Annotated in this window: 15 protein-coding genes; 10 read left to right on the top strand and 5 right to left on the bottom strand. The window is 68.5% G+C overall.

The window, feature by feature from the left end:
- Window positions 1-63: 63 nt before the first annotated feature.
- From N825_RS09400 to N825_RS09380, 5 genes are all read left to right on the top strand, one after another.
- Window positions 64-1,392, top strand: coding sequence for a nickel-dependent lactate racemase family protein (locus N825_RS09400; protein WP_051511858.1), 1,329 nt, complete (start codon window positions 64-66; stop codon window positions 1,390-1,392).
- Window positions 1,389-2,558, top strand: coding sequence for a nickel pincer cofactor biosynthesis protein LarC (larC, locus tag N825_RS09395; protein ID WP_084164583.1), 1,170 nt, complete (start codon window positions 1,389-1,391; stop codon window positions 2,556-2,558). Before N825_RS09400 ends, larC begins: the two co-directional genes overlap by 4 nt.
- A complete protein-coding gene (gene larE / locus N825_RS09390; RefSeq protein WP_037450039.1) occupies window positions 2,555-3,346 on the top strand; it encodes an ATP-dependent sacrificial sulfur transferase LarE in 792 nt (263 codons plus the stop codon). The genes larC and larE overlap by 4 nt, the downstream gene beginning before the upstream one ends.
- On the top strand, window positions 3,343-4,017 hold the full coding sequence (larB, locus tag N825_RS09385; RefSeq protein ID WP_198038245.1) for a nickel pincer cofactor biosynthesis protein LarB: 675 nt from the start codon (window positions 3,343-3,345) through the stop codon (window positions 4,015-4,017). The genes larE and larB overlap by 4 nt, the downstream gene beginning before the upstream one ends.
- A 74-nt stretch (window positions 4,018-4,091) precedes the next feature.
- Window positions 4,092-5,552, top strand: coding sequence for a hypothetical protein (locus N825_RS09380; RefSeq protein WP_051511810.1), 1,461 nt, complete (start codon window positions 4,092-4,094; stop codon window positions 5,550-5,552).
- Between the two features lie 57 nt (window positions 5,553-5,609).
- On the opposite strand, the gene N825_RS09375 is transcribed toward N825_RS09380, so the two are convergent.
- The 4 genes from N825_RS09375 to N825_RS09360 are packed head-to-tail and all read right to left on the bottom strand — an operon-like array spanning window position 5,610 to window position 12,505.
- The gene (locus N825_RS09375) at window positions 5,610-7,703 is read right to left on the bottom strand and encodes a hypothetical protein (protein ID WP_157619067.1); all 2,094 of its coding nucleotides are present in this window, start codon (window positions 7,701-7,703) and stop codon (window positions 5,610-5,612) included.
- Between the two features lie 52 nt (window positions 7,704-7,755).
- Entirely contained in the window at window positions 7,756-10,503 is a 2,748-nt protein-coding gene (locus tag N825_RS09370; RefSeq protein ID WP_037450029.1) for a DUF4159 domain-containing protein, read from the bottom strand.
- Between the two features lie 4 nt (window positions 10,504-10,507).
- Window positions 10,508-11,479 carry a DUF58 domain-containing protein gene (locus N825_RS09365; RefSeq protein WP_063833704.1) on the bottom strand — a complete coding sequence of 324 codons (972 nt, stop codon included), beginning with the start codon at window positions 11,477-11,479 and terminating at the stop codon, window positions 10,508-10,510.
- A gap of 18 nt (window positions 11,480-11,497) precedes the next feature.
- The gene (locus N825_RS09360) at window positions 11,498-12,505 is read right to left on the bottom strand and encodes an AAA family ATPase (protein ID WP_037450027.1); all 1,008 of its coding nucleotides are present in this window, start codon (window positions 12,503-12,505) and stop codon (window positions 11,498-11,500) included.
- A gap of 181 nt (window positions 12,506-12,686) precedes the next feature.
- Between N825_RS09360 and N825_RS09355 the strand changes: the two genes are divergently transcribed.
- The 5 genes from N825_RS09355 to N825_RS09335 are packed head-to-tail and all read left to right on the top strand — an operon-like array spanning window position 12,687 to window position 15,877.
- Window positions 12,687-13,259, top strand: a complete 573-nt coding sequence (locus tag N825_RS09355; protein WP_084164579.1) for a DUF1285 domain-containing protein — start codon at window positions 12,687-12,689, stop codon at window positions 13,257-13,259.
- The gene (locus N825_RS09350; RefSeq protein ID WP_051511809.1) at window positions 13,199-13,927 is read left to right on the top strand and encodes a CoA pyrophosphatase; all 729 of its coding nucleotides are present in this window, start codon (window positions 13,199-13,201) and stop codon (window positions 13,925-13,927) included. The genes N825_RS09355 and N825_RS09350 overlap by 61 nt, the downstream gene beginning before the upstream one ends.
- Complete coding sequence (locus N825_RS09345) at window positions 13,921-14,223, top strand: DUF6111 family protein (protein WP_037450025.1); 303 nt, start codon at window positions 13,921-13,923, stop codon at window positions 14,221-14,223. The genes N825_RS09350 and N825_RS09345 overlap by 7 nt, the downstream gene beginning before the upstream one ends.
- Before the next feature lie 5 nt (window positions 14,224-14,228).
- Window positions 14,229-15,452 (top strand): CCA tRNA nucleotidyltransferase, encoded by a 1,224-nt coding sequence (locus tag N825_RS09340; RefSeq protein WP_037450022.1) that lies wholly within the window; start codon window positions 14,229-14,231, stop codon window positions 15,450-15,452.
- On the top strand, window positions 15,449-15,877 hold the full coding sequence (locus N825_RS09335) for a hypothetical protein (protein WP_037450019.1): 429 nt from the start codon (window positions 15,449-15,451) through the stop codon (window positions 15,875-15,877). Before N825_RS09340 ends, N825_RS09335 begins: the two co-directional genes overlap by 4 nt.
- A gap of 197 nt (window positions 15,878-16,074) precedes the next feature.
- On the opposite strand, the gene hemF is transcribed toward N825_RS09335, so the two are convergent.
- On the bottom strand, window positions 16,075-16,947 hold the full coding sequence (hemF, locus tag N825_RS09330) for an oxygen-dependent coproporphyrinogen oxidase (protein WP_037450016.1): 873 nt from the start codon (window positions 16,945-16,947) through the stop codon (window positions 16,075-16,077).
- Between the last annotated feature and the right edge of the window lie 5 nt (window positions 16,948-16,952).

Raw genomic sequence — 16,952 nt, 5'->3', positions numbered from 1 at the left:
AGAATGCCGGCGTCCCCATATGAAGGGGCCGGAAAAAAAACGCGACCCGCTGAGGAGATGGCCATGCCCCCGTTCAAGACCGTCGATATCGCCTTCGGCCGCGGTCACCTGACCGTCGGATTGCCCGAGCAGGCGGAGGTCACGGTGATCCGCAAGGCCACGCTGCCGAAACTGGCCGACCAGGACGGCGCCATCCGCGCCGCCTTCGACAATCCAGTGGGCGCGGCCCCGCTGTCCGACCTGGCCAAGGGCCGGGGCAGCGCCTGCATCCTGATCTGCGACATCACGCGGCCGGTTCCCAACAAGCTGTTCCTGCGTCCGATGATCGAGACGATGATCGCCGCCGGCATCCCCAAGGAGCGGATCAACGTCCTGGTCGCCACCGGCCTGCATCGCCCCAACGAGGGTGCGGAATTGGCCGAGTTGGTCGGCGATCCCTGGGTGCTGGAGAACGTGACGGTCGAGAACCACTTCGCAATGCGCGACGAGGATCACGTCGATCTGGGCCGGACGGCGACCCGCGGCACGCCGGTCAAGATCGACCGGCGCTTCCATGACGCCGACCTCCGGATCGCGACCGGCTTGGTCGAGCCGCATTTCATGGCGGGCTGGTCAGGTGGCCGCAAGGTGGTCGCTCCCGGTGTCGCCGGGCATGAGACGATCCGCACCTTCCACTCGGCCCGCTTCATGGAGGACCCGCTGGCGGTCCAGTGCAATCTGGCGGGCAACCCCCTGCACGAGGAGCAATTGGAGATCGTCCGGACGATCGGCGAGATCTACGCGCTCAACACCGTGATCGACGAGGACCGCGACCTTGTCCACGTCACCTTCGGCGAGATCATCGCCAGCCATTTGGCCGCGGTCGGGTTCATCCAGGACGTGACGCGGATCAAGGTGCCGCAGCGGTTCAAGACGGTGGTGACCTCGTCGGCCGGGTATCCGCTGGACAAGACCTATTACCAGACGGTCAAGGGCATGGTGACGCCGCTCGACATCCTGGAGCCGGGCGGCACGCTGATCATCGCGTCGGAATGCTCGGAGGGCATGGGATCGAAGGAGTTCCGCGAGTCGCAGGCCCGGCTGGTCGAACTGGGCGCCGAGCGGTTCCTCGCGACCCTGACCGCCAAGACCCTGGCCGAGGTCGACGAGTGGCAGACCGAGATGCAGTTGAAGCCGATGCGGATCGGCCGGGTCCAGCTCTACACCTCCGGCCTCGACCCCGAGGAGCGCCGGATCACCGCCGTCGAGGTGATCGGCGACCTGGACGCCGCCATCGCGGACAGCATCGCGCGCCATGGTGACAGCCGCGTCGCGGTGATTCCCGAGGGCCCCTACGTCGTCCCGGTCCATGAGGCCCCAGGCCAGGATGGTCCGGTCCAAGAGGCGGCATGAGCCCTCGCCATATCCACCTGGATGTCGTCGGCGGCATCGCCGGCGACATGTTCGTGGCGGCCCTGGTCGATGCCATGCCGGACCTCCAGCGCCGGGTTCTGGAAGACGCGTCCGCCGTCCTGCCCGGCGGGACCGGCGCGCCGGTCTTCTCGCGCGGCGCCAGCGGCGGCGTCGCGGTCTCGCGCTTCGGCTTGGAGGGCGGCCATGGGCATCATCACGACCATGACCACGGACACGACGGTTCAGGCCGGTTCCGCCACATGGTCGAGCTGATCCGCGGCGTACGCCTGTCGGACGGCACGGCGGATCATGCGGTCGCGATCCTGACGCTGCTGGCCGAGGTCGAGGCCGCGATCCACGGCGTGGCGGTCGAGGATGTCCATTTCCACGAGATCGGCGACTGGGATTCCCTGATGGACGTCGTCGCGGCCGGCTCGATCATCGCGGCGCTCGACGCCACATGGAGCGCTTCCGACCTGCCGCTCGGCGGCGGCAGGGTGAGGACGGCGCACGGCGTCCTGCCGGTGCCGGCACCCGCCACCACGCGCTTGCTGACCGGGTTCGAATGGCGCGACGACGGCTTGCCGGGCGAGCGGGTGACGCCCACCGGCGCCGCCATCCTTCGCCATCTCGTCCAGGGCGACGGGGCCACGAAGGGCGGCAGGCTGGAGGCCAGCGGCAGCGGGGCAGGCACCCGCGATCTGCCCGGCATGCCGAACATCCTGCGCGCCCTCGTGTTCGATACGGCTACCATGGGAGATCGGGAGACGGTCGAGGTCGTAAGCTTCGACATTGACGACATGACGGGGGAGGAGATCGGCGTCGCAGCCGACCGGCTCCGGGCTTGCGACGGCGTGCTCGATCTGGCGCTGGCGTCCGTGATCGGCAAGAAGGGCCGCCCGATGACCGAGTTCCGCCTGTTGGTCTGTCCCGACGCCTTGCCATCGATCCAGGAGCGCTGCTTCCTGGAGACCTCCACCATCGGCCTGCGCTGGCGGACCGAGCGCCGGGCCGTGCTGCCGCGCCAGATCGACGGCGCGTCGGTCCTGGTCAAGCGGGTCGATCGGCCGGATGGCACCGTCACCGGCAAGGCCGAGAGCGACGACTTGGCTCGTGGTGACTCCCTGGCGGCCCGCCGGGCGATGAAGGCGGAGGCCGAGGGATGACGATCGCCGATGTTCAATCCCGGCTCGTCACCGCGATCGACCGCCATCCCGACTTGGTGATAGCCGTCTCGGGCGGCGTCGACAGCATGACGCTGGCCCATGTCGCCCACCGGTTCTCGGCGTCCAGCGTCGCCATGCTGCACGCGGTCTCGCCGGCCGTGCCACCCCACGCCACGGCACGCGTCCGCGCCCACGCCGAGCGGGAGGGTTGGGCGTTGACGGTGTCGGACGCCGGCGAGTTCGCCGATCCACGCTACCGCGCCAATCCGGTGGACCGCTGCTACTTCTGCAAGTCCAACCTCTACGACCGCATCCGCGCGGTGACCGATGGGACCGTCGCCTCCGGCACCAACCTGGACGATCTGGGCGACTACCGTCCCGGCCTGAAAGCCGCCGCCCAGCGCGGCGTCGTCCATCCCTTCGTCGAGGCGGGCATCGACAAGGCGACGGTGCGGGCCTTGGCGCGGCTCCATGGGCTGGACGATCTGGCCGAACTGCCGGCCCAGCCGTGCCTGTCCAGTCGGGTCGAGACCGGCATCGCGATCGACGCCGACGATCTCGCCTTCGTCGATCGGGTGGAAACCGCCGTCGCCGCCCTGATGCCGGCGGGCGCCAGCGTGCGGTGCCGGATCACCCATGGCGGCGTCGCCCTCGAACTGGGGGAGACGCCAGCCGGCTTTGGCGAGGCGGAACGCCTGACCGCCGGGCTATGCGCCGAAACCGGCCGGATCTTCAGCGGCGTCCGGCCCTATCGCCGGGGCTCCGCCTTCCTGCGGACCACGCCGTGAGCGAATCCCCGACTGGTGATTTCGAGATGGATTGGGAGCGGGAGCGGCGCACGGGCGTCCCCGAGGCGGTGCTGTGCGCGTCCAAGTCGGGGACCCAGATCCAGGCGATCCTGATCGCGGCGGCCTCGGCTGGGCGGCGGCTGCTGTTCACCCGGCTGGAGCCCGCCGCCGTCGAGGCGCTGGCTCCCGAGTGCCGCGCTCTCCTCGATTATGACCCGATCTCCCGCACCGCTTGGTGTGGCGGCCCGCCACCGGCCGGAACGGTGCGTGACGGCGTCGGCATCGTCGCGGCCGGAACCTCGGACCTGCCGGTCGCCAGCGAGGCGGCGCGGACACTCGAGTTCCTGGGCTTCTCCGCCCCTGTCATCGCCGATGTCGGTGTCGCCGGGCTGTGGCGGCTGATGCGTCGGCTGGAGGAGATCCGCGGCTTCCGCGTCGTGATCGCCGTCGCCGGCATGGAGGGCGCGCTGTTCAGCGTGCTCGCCGGACTGGTCGACGCGCCGGTGATCGCCGTCCCGGCCTCCGTCGGCTATGGGGTCTCGGCGGGAGGCACCGCGGCGTTGCACTCGGCCCTTGCCTCCTGCGCGCCAGGTCTGCTGACCGTCAACATCGACAACGGGTTCGGCGCCGCCGCGGCGGCGGTCAAAATGATGGGTAAAATAAAAGACTAATTGCGATTTTTTCCTTCGCGTATATGGTGCGATAAAGGGTGGGTCGATGAGATAAGGAAGGATCCCCTGCGGCGATGTTCTCGTGGAAGAAGCATGCCCTGTTCGAGGTGGTTTCCGAGCGGATGGGCCACTCGAGCATCGACGGCATCTTCGAGACCGAGCGCGAGGCGGTGGAGCGCGCGACCTACCTTCTCAGCCTCGCCAAGTTCAGCCGGGTCCAGGTGATCCAGACCGGCAAGCACACCCAGAAGATCATCTTCGAGCGCACGTCGCAGGCTGGCGGCGCGGAGGTCGTCGGCATCACGGCGATCGAGGACGCCAGTTCCTGCGCCACCGTGCTGGAGGTCTTCGGCCACCCCAGCCGCATGACGCTGTTGCGCCTGACGCGCCGCCACGCCGACCGCGAGATCGCCATTCCCTGCCAGACGCTGCACAACTATCTCGCCCTCCGCATGATCGAGCGGGAGGGCATGCTGCTGAATTCCGGGATCACCCGGCTGGCGAAGATCCAAGCCAAGGACGTGGCGCCGCTCGTCGCCGAGCGCGAGCGGGAATTGGGCGCCCTATGGCTGGCGCTGAAGGATCTCGCGCGGAAGTCGGACGATCTGACCGTTCATGGCAAGCTGCTGGTGCGGGATGGCCTTGGGTCCTTCCACGCGCGCGTCAAGGAGGCGTGCGATCCGGCCGAGCACGACCGCGTCGTGAGCCACGCCTTCGGCCAGTTGCTGGATGGGCAGCGGGATTGGGCCGCCAAGACACGCGCCCTGATCGCCGTCCTGGAGGAGGATGACAGCGCGGTGGAGGGCATCACCTGGGTCGATCAGGTCCTGTCGGAGACGATAGACGGCCGTGATCCGATCAAGGCGCTGATCGGCTACGCTCCCGACCTGGGCGCCGCCCTGGCCAGCCTGCTGGCGACCTTGAATGGCAAGCTGGACGACCGCCATCCCTTCACGCCCGCCTTGATGGACCTGAGCAACGCGCTGGCGCGCTGGCATCTGCCCGAGGTCGAGGCGGCCCTGCTGCGCCGGGTCGCCGCCGGGCTGAACGGAGCGCATCCGCTGACACGGGACGGCGCCCTCGGCGATGTGTCGGCGCTGCGCCGGATCGTCGCCGGACTGGCCTGCTTCAGCGGTTTTCGGGGTGGGCCGGAGATCAGTCTGGCGCTGGTCCGGCGATCGAAGACGGCGATGCGCTTCGGCGAGACCGACCTGCCGTTCGAGGCCGCCGTCCAGCAGCTTTGCGGCGCTCTAAAGGGACCGGGCGCGCAGATCGGTTTCCTGCTGGATCTGGCGGAAACCGATCTGGGGCGCCAGAAGGGCGTTTTCCTGTTCGCCAGCCTGTCCCGCATCTTCAACCACCTGAAGAGCGCCCGTGATCTGGCGCCGGCCCATGTGCCGCCGGACGATGTCCGCCGCGAGTTGGGCGGCCGCCTTCGCCGCGCCGGCATTCCTCGCGACCTCGCCGACAAGCTGATGCACAAGATCGCGACCCTGCCCGCCGACGCCACCAAGACGCTGGCGGCACCCCGCTAAGCTATGGGCTCAATGCTCAACGTGCCCTCACTCGACCTGTAATAACGATTTCCAACCCTACCGCCCCTCACGCCGCCAAGCGGCGAGCAGGGCGCCGACGACCAATAGCACCACCAGCCCAGCCGGCAGCAGCGAGGCCTCGCTGACGCCGGTCACGACGAAGTCGCCATTGGAGCGCAGCCCGATCCAGTTGTTGCCGGTCTGGTCACGGTCGGCGCGGGTGCGCCTGACATCCACGTCGCCGTCGGCCAGCCAGTGGATGCCACCGCCGCTGGCGTTCGCCGCTGGGGTCATGGGATCGCCAGTTGTCCTAACGTCAGCCAGCTCCGGCGGGTTGACCGCGCCGACCACGGCCAGCGCCGTCCGCTCGCCATCGGTGATCCGGTAGATGCCCGGTTCGGTCGCGAGCACGCTGGCGGTGGCGAGGCCGCTGCCATCCTCCACCAAGTCGATACCGCGCACGGCGTCCGACGGGTTGGTCAGCTCGACCGAACGCGGGTCTGGCTCCAGGCTGCGGCGTTCGATCGTGATCCTGTTGCCCTCGACCTTGGCGCGCAGGTCGTTCTCCTCCAGCTCCGGCTCCTTCATCAGCCAGTGCGCCAGCCGCCGCAGCAGTTCGGCCTGGGGACCGCCGCCCTCGAAGCCGCGCGACCACAGCCAGATCTGGTCGCTGGCGATCTGGGCGACGCGCCCCTCACCGACCCGGTTCAGGATCATCAGCGGCCTGTTGTCGGCACCCTCCATCACCACACTACCCTGGAGCGGCGTCACCTCGTTCTGGCGGAACCAGCGGCCCCAACTCGGCTCCTGTCCCGCCGGCGCTCCCACCGGCACGTCGCCGGGCAGTCCGGCGGTGACGGGATGGCGATGTCCCAACTCCGTCACCATCGGCTTGAACGGCCGCTCGATCACCTCGCCGGTCGGCTCGCCGGGCAGCACGGCGCCCAGGGGCGTGCGGTACAGGCTCATGGAGGTCGAGAAACTGGGTCCGCCCGCCTCAAGCAAGGCGCCGCCCTTCTCGACATAGCTCGCGATGTTGCTGAGGTAGAGCTGGGGCAGCACGCCGCGCCGCCGGTAGCGGTCGAAGATGATCAGGTCGAACTCGTCCAGCTTGATCTCGAACAACTCCCGGATCGGGAACGCGATCAGCGACAACTCGCGGATCGGCGTGCCGTCCTGCTTCTCCGGCGGGCGCAGGATGGTGAAGTGGACGAGATCAACGCCCGGATCGGCCTTCAGCAGGTTGCGCCAGGTGCGCTCGCCGGCATGCGGCTCGCCCGAGACCAGCAGCACGCGCAGCCGGTCGCGGACACCGTTGATCACCACGGCGGCCTTGTTGTTGGCCAGTGTCAGTTCGCGCGGCGCCGCCGCCACGTCCATCTCCAGGACGTTCTGGCCGCCATGGCTCAGGGTGAACTCCAGCGGCACGTCGCGGCCGACCGGCACGCGGAACGGCCGGGAGGCGCCACCGTCCTGACGGATGTTGACGACCGCCTCGGGCGACTGGTTGCCCGGCATGTCCTCGACCCGCACCGTCACGGTGACCGGCTTGCCGACCAGCCCGAAACTGGGAGCGCGGACGATCGCCAGCCGACGGTCGGCCTCGTCACGCTCGCCCGTCAGCAGGGTATGGATGGGGCCAAGATCCTCCAGGCCCTTGCCACCACCGGGAACGTCGTGGACCTGCCCATCGGTTATGAAGACCGCGCCAGCCATGCGGCGGCGCGGCAGGTCGGCCATGGCGCGTTCCAGCACCTCGAACAGGCGCGTCTCCTCGATGGCACCGGCGACGCCGCCCTCGGCCCCACCCGTGCGGACGACCCGGACCTCCAGGTCGGGGAAGCGGGCCAGCCGGTCCTGCAAGTCGATCAGCGCGCGCTCGGTCCGGGCGCGCCGCTCGCCGATGTTCTGGCTGGGCGATTCGTCCACCACCAGCACGGCGACATCCTTGATCGGCTCGCGGTCCTCCCGCACCAGCGACGGATTGAGCAGGGTCACGGCCAGGGCCGCCAGCCCCAGGGCCCGCCACGCGGTGCCGCGCGCCCGCCGGACCATCGCCACGACGACGGCGATCGTGGCCAGCACGAACAGCGGGATCAGCACGGCCCACGGCAGCAGCGGCGAGAAGTCGATCGCGGTGCCGCCTCCCATCAGACTTCCCATTACTCTGGCCCCATCATACTGGCCCCATCATCCGGCCCCATTATTGGCCGAGCCTTTCCAGGATGGCGGGCACATGGACCTGATCAGCCTTATAGTTGCCGGTCAGGGCGTACATCATCAGGTTGACGCCGAACCGATAAGCCATCTCACGCTGGCGCTCGCCTCCGGGGACCACCGCGTTGCGCGGGCGCCCGGCCTCGTCCACCGCCCAGGCGCCCGCCCAGTCGGCCGAGCCGATGATCACCGACGACACGCCGTCATTGTGGCGGGCCTCCTGCGCCTCGACCCAGACATCGCCGCCGCCGAACCGGCCGGGAAAGTCCTGAAGCAGGTAGAAAGCCTTGGTCAGCACGTGCTCCGGCGGGATCGGCGCCAGCGCTGGAACATCCAGCCCATCGACCAGCTGGCGCAGCCGCTGCGCTCCCGGCCCGCCGCCGGTCAACGCCGATCCAGGACCGTATTGGCGGTCGCGGGTATCGAACAGGATCGTTCCGCCATTCCGCAGGAACTCGTTCAATCGGACCCGCGCGCCATCGCTGATATCGGGTTGCGATGGCGAGATCGCCCAGTAGATCAGCGGAAAGAAGGCCAGTTCGTCCTGTTCCAGGTTGACCGCCAGCGCTCCCGCCGTCTCCACCGCGGTGCGCCGGTTGAGGACCTCGCTCAAGCCTTCAAGTCCAGCCCGCGTCGTCTCGTCGACCGTGCTGTCGCCCGTCACCACATAGGCCAGATAGGTCTCGCCGCTGGCCTTGGCCGCGAACTCGTCGGACGCGCGGGCGGTCCCGGGCCACGACATGAGCAGGCCGGCGGTCAGCGCGATCGCCGAGGCGGCCGCGGCGGCGCCCCGGCGTCGTCCGAAACGGATGTTGCCGAGCAAGCCGCGCAGCACCAATCCCACGAACAGGTCGATGATCGCGAGCGCCATCGCCGCTCCCAACAGCCAGGGTTTCAGGTCGACCTCGCCGCGGGTCGAATAGGTTCCTTGAGCGACACCGGCCGGCAGGCGCCGCAGCGGTTCGATCGCGGTCACAAGGGAGGTGAGATTGAGCGCGCGGCGCGCTTCCTCCGTGCCGTAGAACCCCGGCGGGTGGCGCGGCCCGAGGGCATCGGGCCGGAAGCCATTGCCCGGGATGGGGAAGACGGTGGCTGGCGGCGGCACCAACTGACCCAACCCGTCCAGCACCTCGATCGGCGCGAAGGTGGCGGCCTGCACGTCGCCGGAAACGCCTTCGCTGAGCGCTGTGACCCGGCGCAGCATGTCGACGAACAAACCGGAAAGCGCCAAGTTGGACCAGTCGGAATTGGCGGTCGTGTGGACAAGCACGACCCGGCCCTCGTCGAGCTGTTCGGCGGTGACCAGCGGCGTGCCGTCGGCCAGCCGCGCCCAAGTCTTGTCGGCGAGGTCGATCGCCGGTTCCGCCAGCACCTGGCGGTCGATCACCACGTCGGGCGGTATCGCCAAGCCCGCGAAGGGGCTGGTGGGCGGGAAGGGCGCCAGCCGCGCCGGCTCCGACCACGACAGCGCGCCGCCCAGCGTCCTGTCGCCCTGACGAAGCCGTACCGGGACCAGATGGTCGGTGTGCTGCGCCAGACGCGGCCCGGCGAAACGGACCAGAACGCCGCCGCGCTTGACCCAGGCCTCGACCGCTTGGCTCTCCGTTTCGGTCAGGGCGCCGATATCGGCCAGGATCAGCACCGACAGGTCGCGGGCCATCAGATCGAGCACGCTGCCCCGGCGGATCTCGCTGAACGGGGTCAACGCCCGCTCCAGATAATAGAGGTCGCTCAGCAGCGGCTGGTTCTCGCCCTCCGGCCTGCCGGACACCAGCCCCACTGGGCGGCGGCGCCAGCGCTCGTCCAGCAGGACCGTGGCGCCCGCCGTCGACTCACCCTCTATCGCCAGCTTGGTCACCTCGTTCCGCAGTTCGATCGGCAGCGAAAGGGGGACTTCCAGGCTGTTCTCGCCGGGCGCGAAGGCCGCCTCCTGACGAGCCAGCAAGCGGCCGTCGTCGGCGGTCGCCCTAACCGTGACGGGGGTGGGCAGCGTCGTGTCGGCCCGCCGGACGCGGGCGACCAGATCGGTGCCCTCGGTGCCGGGCGGCAGCAGCAGGTTGGGCAAGCGGTCGGCGCCGTTCATCAGCACCTCGGCACCGCCCAATTGCTGGAGCCGCTGCGCCATCGGACTGACCGAGCCGTCGGACAAGCCGTCGGATAGCCAGACCGCGTGGGCGGAACCCTCCACCTCAAGACCGCGCAAGGCCTCCAGCGCCGCCGCCCTGTCGGTCGGCCACGGCCGGGGCGCCAGGGATTGGGTCAGCCGCCGGGCGTCGGCGGCGCGGAGCAGGGTGCTGGCTTGGGGCTTCTCGCCAGCGGCGGACGGTGCCGTCGCCAGCACGATCATCTCGCGGTTGGTCCGTTCAGCCTGATCGACCAGATCGGCCATGGCACGCTGCCGCGCCTGCCAATCACGGGCGGCACCCCAGCCATTGTCGATCACCAGGATGACCGGCCCGCTGCCAGGCAGACCCGCCCGCGGGTTCAGCAGGGGCTGGGCCAGCGCCAGGATCACCAGCGCCGCCAGCAGCAGCCGCATGATCAGCAGCCACAGGGGCGTCCGCGCCGGGGTTTCCTCCCGTGCCACCAGATCGCGGAGCAGTCGGATCGCGGGAAACTGGATGATCCGGGGGCTGGGCGGCGTCAGGCGCAACAGCCACCACAGCACCGGCAGGACGATCAGGGCTCCGAGTATCCAAGGTGCGGCGAAGGCTAGCGGTCCCAGTCCCAGCATCTGTTCAGCTCGTCGGTTCCTGGGCTGGCGCCCGGCTCGGTTGCTGGGCCGGCGCCAAGCTTCTCTCCTGCGCTATCGCGCCGTGGAGTGCCAGCAGCGCCGTTTGCGGCGGCCTGTCCGTCCTGTGGGTGGCGAAGCTCCATCCGGCGGCGCGGGCCAAGGCGGCCAAGCCGTCGCGGTGGGCTTGAAGGCGTTCCAGATAGGTCTGCCGGATCATCTCGACGCGGGGGATCAGCAATTCCTCCTCGCCTTCCAGTCCCTCGAACTCGACGCGGCCTGCGAAGGGCAGGGTTTCCTCCGCCGGGTCGAGCACCTGGACCAGATGGCCGCGCACCCCGCGCCCGCTGAAGCTGGCGACGGTTTGGTGGATCTCCGGAAGGGGGGACAGCAGATCGCCGATCAGCACCGCCTGGGCGTGACGCGGCAGGGGAGGCACCTTCGGCAGCCCGGTCTTGGGCAACTGTTCCTCGATCAGGGTCATCGCCATGCGGTTGAGCGTCACCTTGTTACCGGAGGGCGGAACGCCCGAGCCCAGCAGCGAGACGCGCTCGCCGCCACGCACCAGCAGGACGGCCAGCGCCAGCAGCAGCAGTTCGGCGCGCTCCCGCTTGGTTGGCAGGCTGGCGGCCGACCGGTAATCCATCGAGGCGGAGGCGTCATGCCAGAGCCAGACGCTCTGCGCCGCCTCCCACTCGTTCTCACGGACGAAGACCGGCTGCGATTTGCCCGACTGCCGCCAGTCGATCATGGTGGCGCTGTCGCCGATCTCGTACCGCCGATACTGCCAGAAAGTCTCTCCGGTCCCGACCCGCCGCCGTCCGTGGACGCCCTGCGCCACAGTGGAGGCGACACGATCGGCCGCCACCAGCAGCGGTGGCAGCCGTGACGCCAGCGCCTCCGACCGGTGCTGGGCCCGCAGCGCGCTCGCCGCTAGATCGGGTTTACCGCTCCTGTCGCCGCTCCGGTCCCATGCCATCCCGGTTTTCCGTCCCGCTCAGCGCAACGGAGCGCACAAACGGTCGATCACGTCGTCGAGCGTGATGCCATCGGCGCGCGCCGCGAAGTTCAGGGCCATGCGGTGCTTCAGGACCGGCTTGGCCAGCGCCAGCACGTCGTCCAGCGAGGGCGACAGCCTGCCGTCCAGCACGGCGCGGGCGCGGGCCGCGAGCATCAGCGCCTGGCTGGCGCGTGGTCCGGGACCCCAGGCGACATGGGTGCGGACCTCCTCCAACTCGCTGGTCTCGGGACGGCCGGAGCGGACGAGGTCCAGGATGCCCTCCACCACGCTCTCGCCGACGGGAATGCGGCGGACCAAGCGCTGTGCCGCCATCAGGTCGGTCGGGTTGAGGACGGCGACGGCGGCCTCGTCCTCGATGCCGGTCGTCGCGACCAGCATGCGCCGCTCGGCGTCGTGGTCGGGATATGTCACGTCGACCTGCATCAGGAAGCGGTCGAGCTGCGCCTCCGGCAGCGGATAGGTTCCCTCCTGCTCCAGCGGGTTCTGGGTCGCCAAAACGTGGAACGGCTGGGGGAGGGGGTGATAGTGGCCGGCGACCGAAACGCGGCGCTCCTGCATCGCCTGCAGCAGGGCCGATTGGGTGCGCGGGCTGGCGCGGTTGATCTCGTCCGCCATCAGCAATTGGCAGAACACCGGGCCGGGAATGAAGCGGAACGACCGGCGGCCGGTCTCGTCCTCCTCCAGCACCTCGGAGCCCAGGATATCGGCCGGCATCAGGTCGGGCGTGCACTGGACCCGCTTGTCGTCCAACCCCAGGACGATGCCCAGGGTTTCGACCAGCTTGGTCTTGGCGAGGCCGGGAACGCCGATCAGCAACACGTGGCCGCCCGCGAGCAGGGTTATCAGGGTAAGATCGACGACATCGCGCTGGCCGAAGATGACGCGGCCGATCCGGTCCCGCACCATCGACAGCCGGCCGCCCAGCGTCTCCACCTCGGCTAGCAGTTGGGCGGGATTCTCGACTCCGGCGCCGCCTTGGCGCATCGCATCGGTAGCGGTCAAATCAGGGATCTCCTGTGCTCTCAAGAAGCCTGGCCACGACACCCGGCATGAAACCCAGTAGTTCGGCGCGCGTTTGGACTTAAGATCATCAGTGTGGCGAAAATGCGTATCCGACTTCCGATACTAACAGGAAATTCGGTCGCACAAGGGGGAAAGCAAGCCGATGTCCGATTCGTTCCCTACCTCGGGTCAAACCGCCGGACACCAAGCCGCCGGTCTGTTTCGGCCCGACGACAAACGTCCCGACGAGAGCTATCCGATCCGGATCGATCGGGACGGCACGTGGTACTATCATGGCTCACCGATTCGCCGGATCGAGTTGACCAAACTGTTCTCCACCGTCCTGCGCCGTGACGAGGCGGGCGATTATTGGTTGGTTACTCCGGCGGAACGAGGCAGGATACAGGTGGACGAGGTGCCCTTCACGGCTGTCGGGTTGATGGTCTCGGGAGAAGGAACTTCCCAGCGGTTGATATTCGGCACCAACCTTGACGCCGAGGTGATCGCCGGACCGGAGCATCCGATCAGGGTTGAAGAGGATGATGGAACCGGCGAGCCGAGACCCTATATCGTGGTTCGCGACAATCTCGAAGCCAGGATCACGCGTTCCGTCTTCTATGAACTGGTGGAACGGGCCGACGTTCGCGAGGACGGGGAGGAAGTTCAGGTCGGAATATGGAGCATGGGCACATTCTTTCCACTGGGGCGTCCAATGAACCGGGCGACGGCGACCTGACGGCCGGCGAGCCGCCCGCCGGGGAAAACTCCATCGGCGCTCCGGTCACCGGGGAACTGACCAGGGAGCGCATCCGGGACGCCATTCCCCGGTTCGCCTCGACACCCGGCCGGACCCTGAACATCCGGGGCGACCACGACCTCAATCCGGGCACCGGCGCGCCGGCCAAGCTGCGCGAGGCTGCGGTCCTGGTCCCCTTGGTCGACCGCCCCGGAGGCATGACCATCATCTTCACCCAGCGGACCGCCCATCTGGCGGCCCATGCCGGGCAGATCAGCTTTCCCGGCGGCGGCAGGGAACCCGACGACGCCGACGCGCTGGCTTGCGCGCTGCGCGAGACGTCGGAGGAGATCGGGCTGGCGCCCGAGCATGTCGAGGTGGCGGGGCGGCTCGACACCTACGTGACCCGCACCGGTTTCGAGATCACGCCGATCGTCGGTTTCGTTCGCCCGCCCTTCACCCTGCGGCCGGATCCCTACGAGGTGGCCGAGGTGTTCGAGGTGCCGCTGGCCTTCTTCCTCAAACCGGGAGCGGCGCGCAAGGAAACACGCCAGTTCCAGGGCACGCAGCGGTACTTCTACGTCTTTCCCTACGAACATCGGTACATCTGGGGAGCGACGGCCGGGATGCTGGTCAATCTGGTCGACGTGCTGCGCGAGCGATGCTGAGACAAATCCTCCTGATCGTGCTGCCGCTGATGCTGCCGACATTGGTTTACATGGCCTATGTCCTGGTGGTCCGCGGCAAGGGTGCCGAGTCGGGCGCCACCACGGCACCCTGGCTGGCCGGGGCCCCCTGGGCCGGCTTGCTGGTCGGCGGCGTGGCCCTGGCGGGCGTGTCGCTGGTGACCTTGGCCCTGACCAGTGGCCACCCGAAGACCGAAACCTATCATCCCGCCCATTTGACCGACGGCCACGTGGTCCGAGGCGAGACCACACCGTCCAGTCCCACACCGGGACGGTGATCCCCATGGAACCCGTCCGCACGATCGAACTACCGCCGGTGATGGCGGCGCCTGAGACCGCGCGCGTGTTCGAAGCCCTGACCTCCGATGGCGCGAAGGCGCGCTTCGTCGGCGGCTGCGTGCGCGACAGCCTGCTCCACCGACCGGTCAAGGATATCGACATCGCGACCGATGCGGAGCCGGAACGGGTGTTGCGGCTGCTGGCCGCCGCGCGGTTGCGCGCGATCCCGACCGGCTTGGCGCACGGTACCGTGACGGCGGTGTCCAGTGGCTCGCACTACGAGATCACGACGCTTCGTCACGATGTCGAAACGTTTGGCCGCCACGCCCGTGTCGCCTTCACCGACGATTGGATGATCGACGCGTCGCGCCGCGACTTCACGATGAACGCCCTGTTCTGCGGCATCGATGGCGATTTGTACGATCCGTTTGGCGGCGTCGGCGACGCTCTGGCGGGCCATGTCCGGTTTGTCGGCGATCCCCGCGCCCGCATCACCGAGGATGTGCTGCGCCTGCTGCGTTTCTTCCGTTTCCAAGCCCATTACGGCCGCACCCCGCCTGAACCCGCGGCGCTGGAGGCCTGCGCCGAACTGGCTCCCCTCCTGCCGACGCTGTCGGGCGAGCGGATCCACGGCGAGTTGTTCAGGCTGCTGCGGGCCCACGATCCCGTGCCCGTGCTGCGCCTGATGGCGGAACTGGACGTGCCGCGGCACCTGCTGCCGCGGCCGGCGTCACCCGAAGGGCTCCACCGCCTGCTGGAGATCGCGCGGCACCGCGACGACCCGGTGCTTCGCCTCGCCGCCCTGCTGGAGACCGACCGCGCCGGAGCCTTGGCGGTGGCCGAGCGGCTGCGGCTGTCAAACGCCGAGACGGACAGGCTGGCGCTGCTCGCGGCTCCCCCACCGAGCCTACTCGACGCCATCGCGCATGGCGAACTCCGCCGGGCCTTGTATCAGGCAGGCGTAGAGACCGTGCGTGACGTCACCCTGCTGCGCGCGCCCGAACGCCTCGCCGAGGTTGGGCTGGCGATCGCCGCTTGGGATGATCCTAAATTCCCGCTCCAGGGCCGCGACCTGATCGACGCGGGCGTGCCACCCGGCAAGGGGATGGGACAACTCTTGCGCGACCTGGAGCGTTGGTGGGAGGATCGCGACCATCGTCCAAGCCGCGAGGACTGCCTGACCGAATTGCGCGGCCGTTTGGGAGATCCCCCGGGAGGTTCGGCATGATGCGGTCGCTGATCGTCACCCTGATCCTGGCCGGCGTGCTGATCGCCATGATCTTCGGCAACGCCGCCTTCTCCATCTCGGTGCTGGCCGATCGCATCGGCGGCGTCAACGCCTTCACCTACCGCATCGCGTCGAGCGCCGTGCTGATCCTGGCGGTGGCGTGGCTCCACGCCCGGCTGACGGCGGGACGCGGCTGGCTCGGCCGCGCCGTGCTGGCGGGCGTGATCTGGCTCGGCGCCTCCGTCGGCCTCGAACTGACGATCGCCCGCGCCGTCATGGGCGTGAGCTGGCCCAACCTGATCGCCAATTACGCCTTCTGGCGCGGCGAACCCTGGCCCTTCGTGCTCCTGCTCGAACTGGTGGCACCCGTCCTGTTCGGCTGGTTCAGAAACCGGCGGCCCGCTGGTTTTGATCGTTTTTCTTAACACAGATAAAGAGGATTTACAGGATGGACACAGATCTCAAGGAATAAATCGCTCTTAATAATGATGGGTGCTGACTATTATTTATTATGTCATAGAATCTCGGTCAAATCGATTTTTCCGGCGACAGTTGCTTATTTTAGATCTGTGTCCATCCTGTAAATCCTCTTTAATCTGTGTCAAAATAACTTATCCCAAAATCAAGGCCATTTGACCTCGGGCGGCATCGACATCAGGATCGCCTCGACGTTGCCGCCGGTCTTGAGGCCGAAGGTGGTGCCGCGGTCGTAGAGCAGGTTGAATTCGACGTAGCGGCCACGGCGGACCAGCTGGTGCTCGCGCTGTTCCGGCGTCCAGGGCTCGTTCATGCCGCGGCGGACGATCCGCGGGTAGACATCCAAGAAGCTCAGGCCGACATCGCGGGTGAAGGCGAAATCGGCCTCCCAATCGCCCGAGTCCAGGTTGTCGTAGAAGATGCCGCCGATGCCGCGCGGCTCGTTCCGGTGCGGCAGGAAGAAATAGCGGTCGCACCATTCCTTGAAACGGGCGTGATAGTCCGGGCCGTGGGCGTCGCAGGCGCGCTTCAGCGCCGCGTGGAAGTCGGCGCCGTCCTGTTCGGCCGGGAACATCGGCGTCAGGTCGGCGCCGCCGCCGAACCAGCCGACGCTGGTGACGATGTGGCGGGTGTTCATGTGGACGGCCGGCACCAGCGGCGAACGCATGTGGGCGACCAGGCTGATGCCCGCCGCCCAGAACCGGCCATCCTCGACGGCGCCCGGCATGTTCTTCCGGAACTCGGGGCTGAAGGTGCCGTGGACAGTGGAGATGTTGACACCGACCTTCTCGAAAACCCGGCCGCGCATGATCGACATCACGCCGCCGCCGCCGTGGGAGCCCTCGGCGTCGGGCCGGTCCCAGGCCTTGGTTTCGAACCGCCCGGCGGGCAGGTCGGAATGGGTGCCGGTCAGGTCGTCCTCGATCGCCTCGAAAGCGGCGCGGATCCGGTCGCGCAGCTCGGCGAACCAAGCGGTGGCGCGGGTCTTGTGATCCTCGGTCGGAACGGTGCGGTCCATGGTGT

Source organism: Skermanella stibiiresistens SB22 (genome assembly GCF_000576635.1).
GTDB lineage: Bacteria > Pseudomonadota > Alphaproteobacteria > Azospirillales > Azospirillaceae > Skermanella > Skermanella stibiiresistens.
This window is presented reverse-complemented; position numbering and strand designations above follow the sequence as displayed.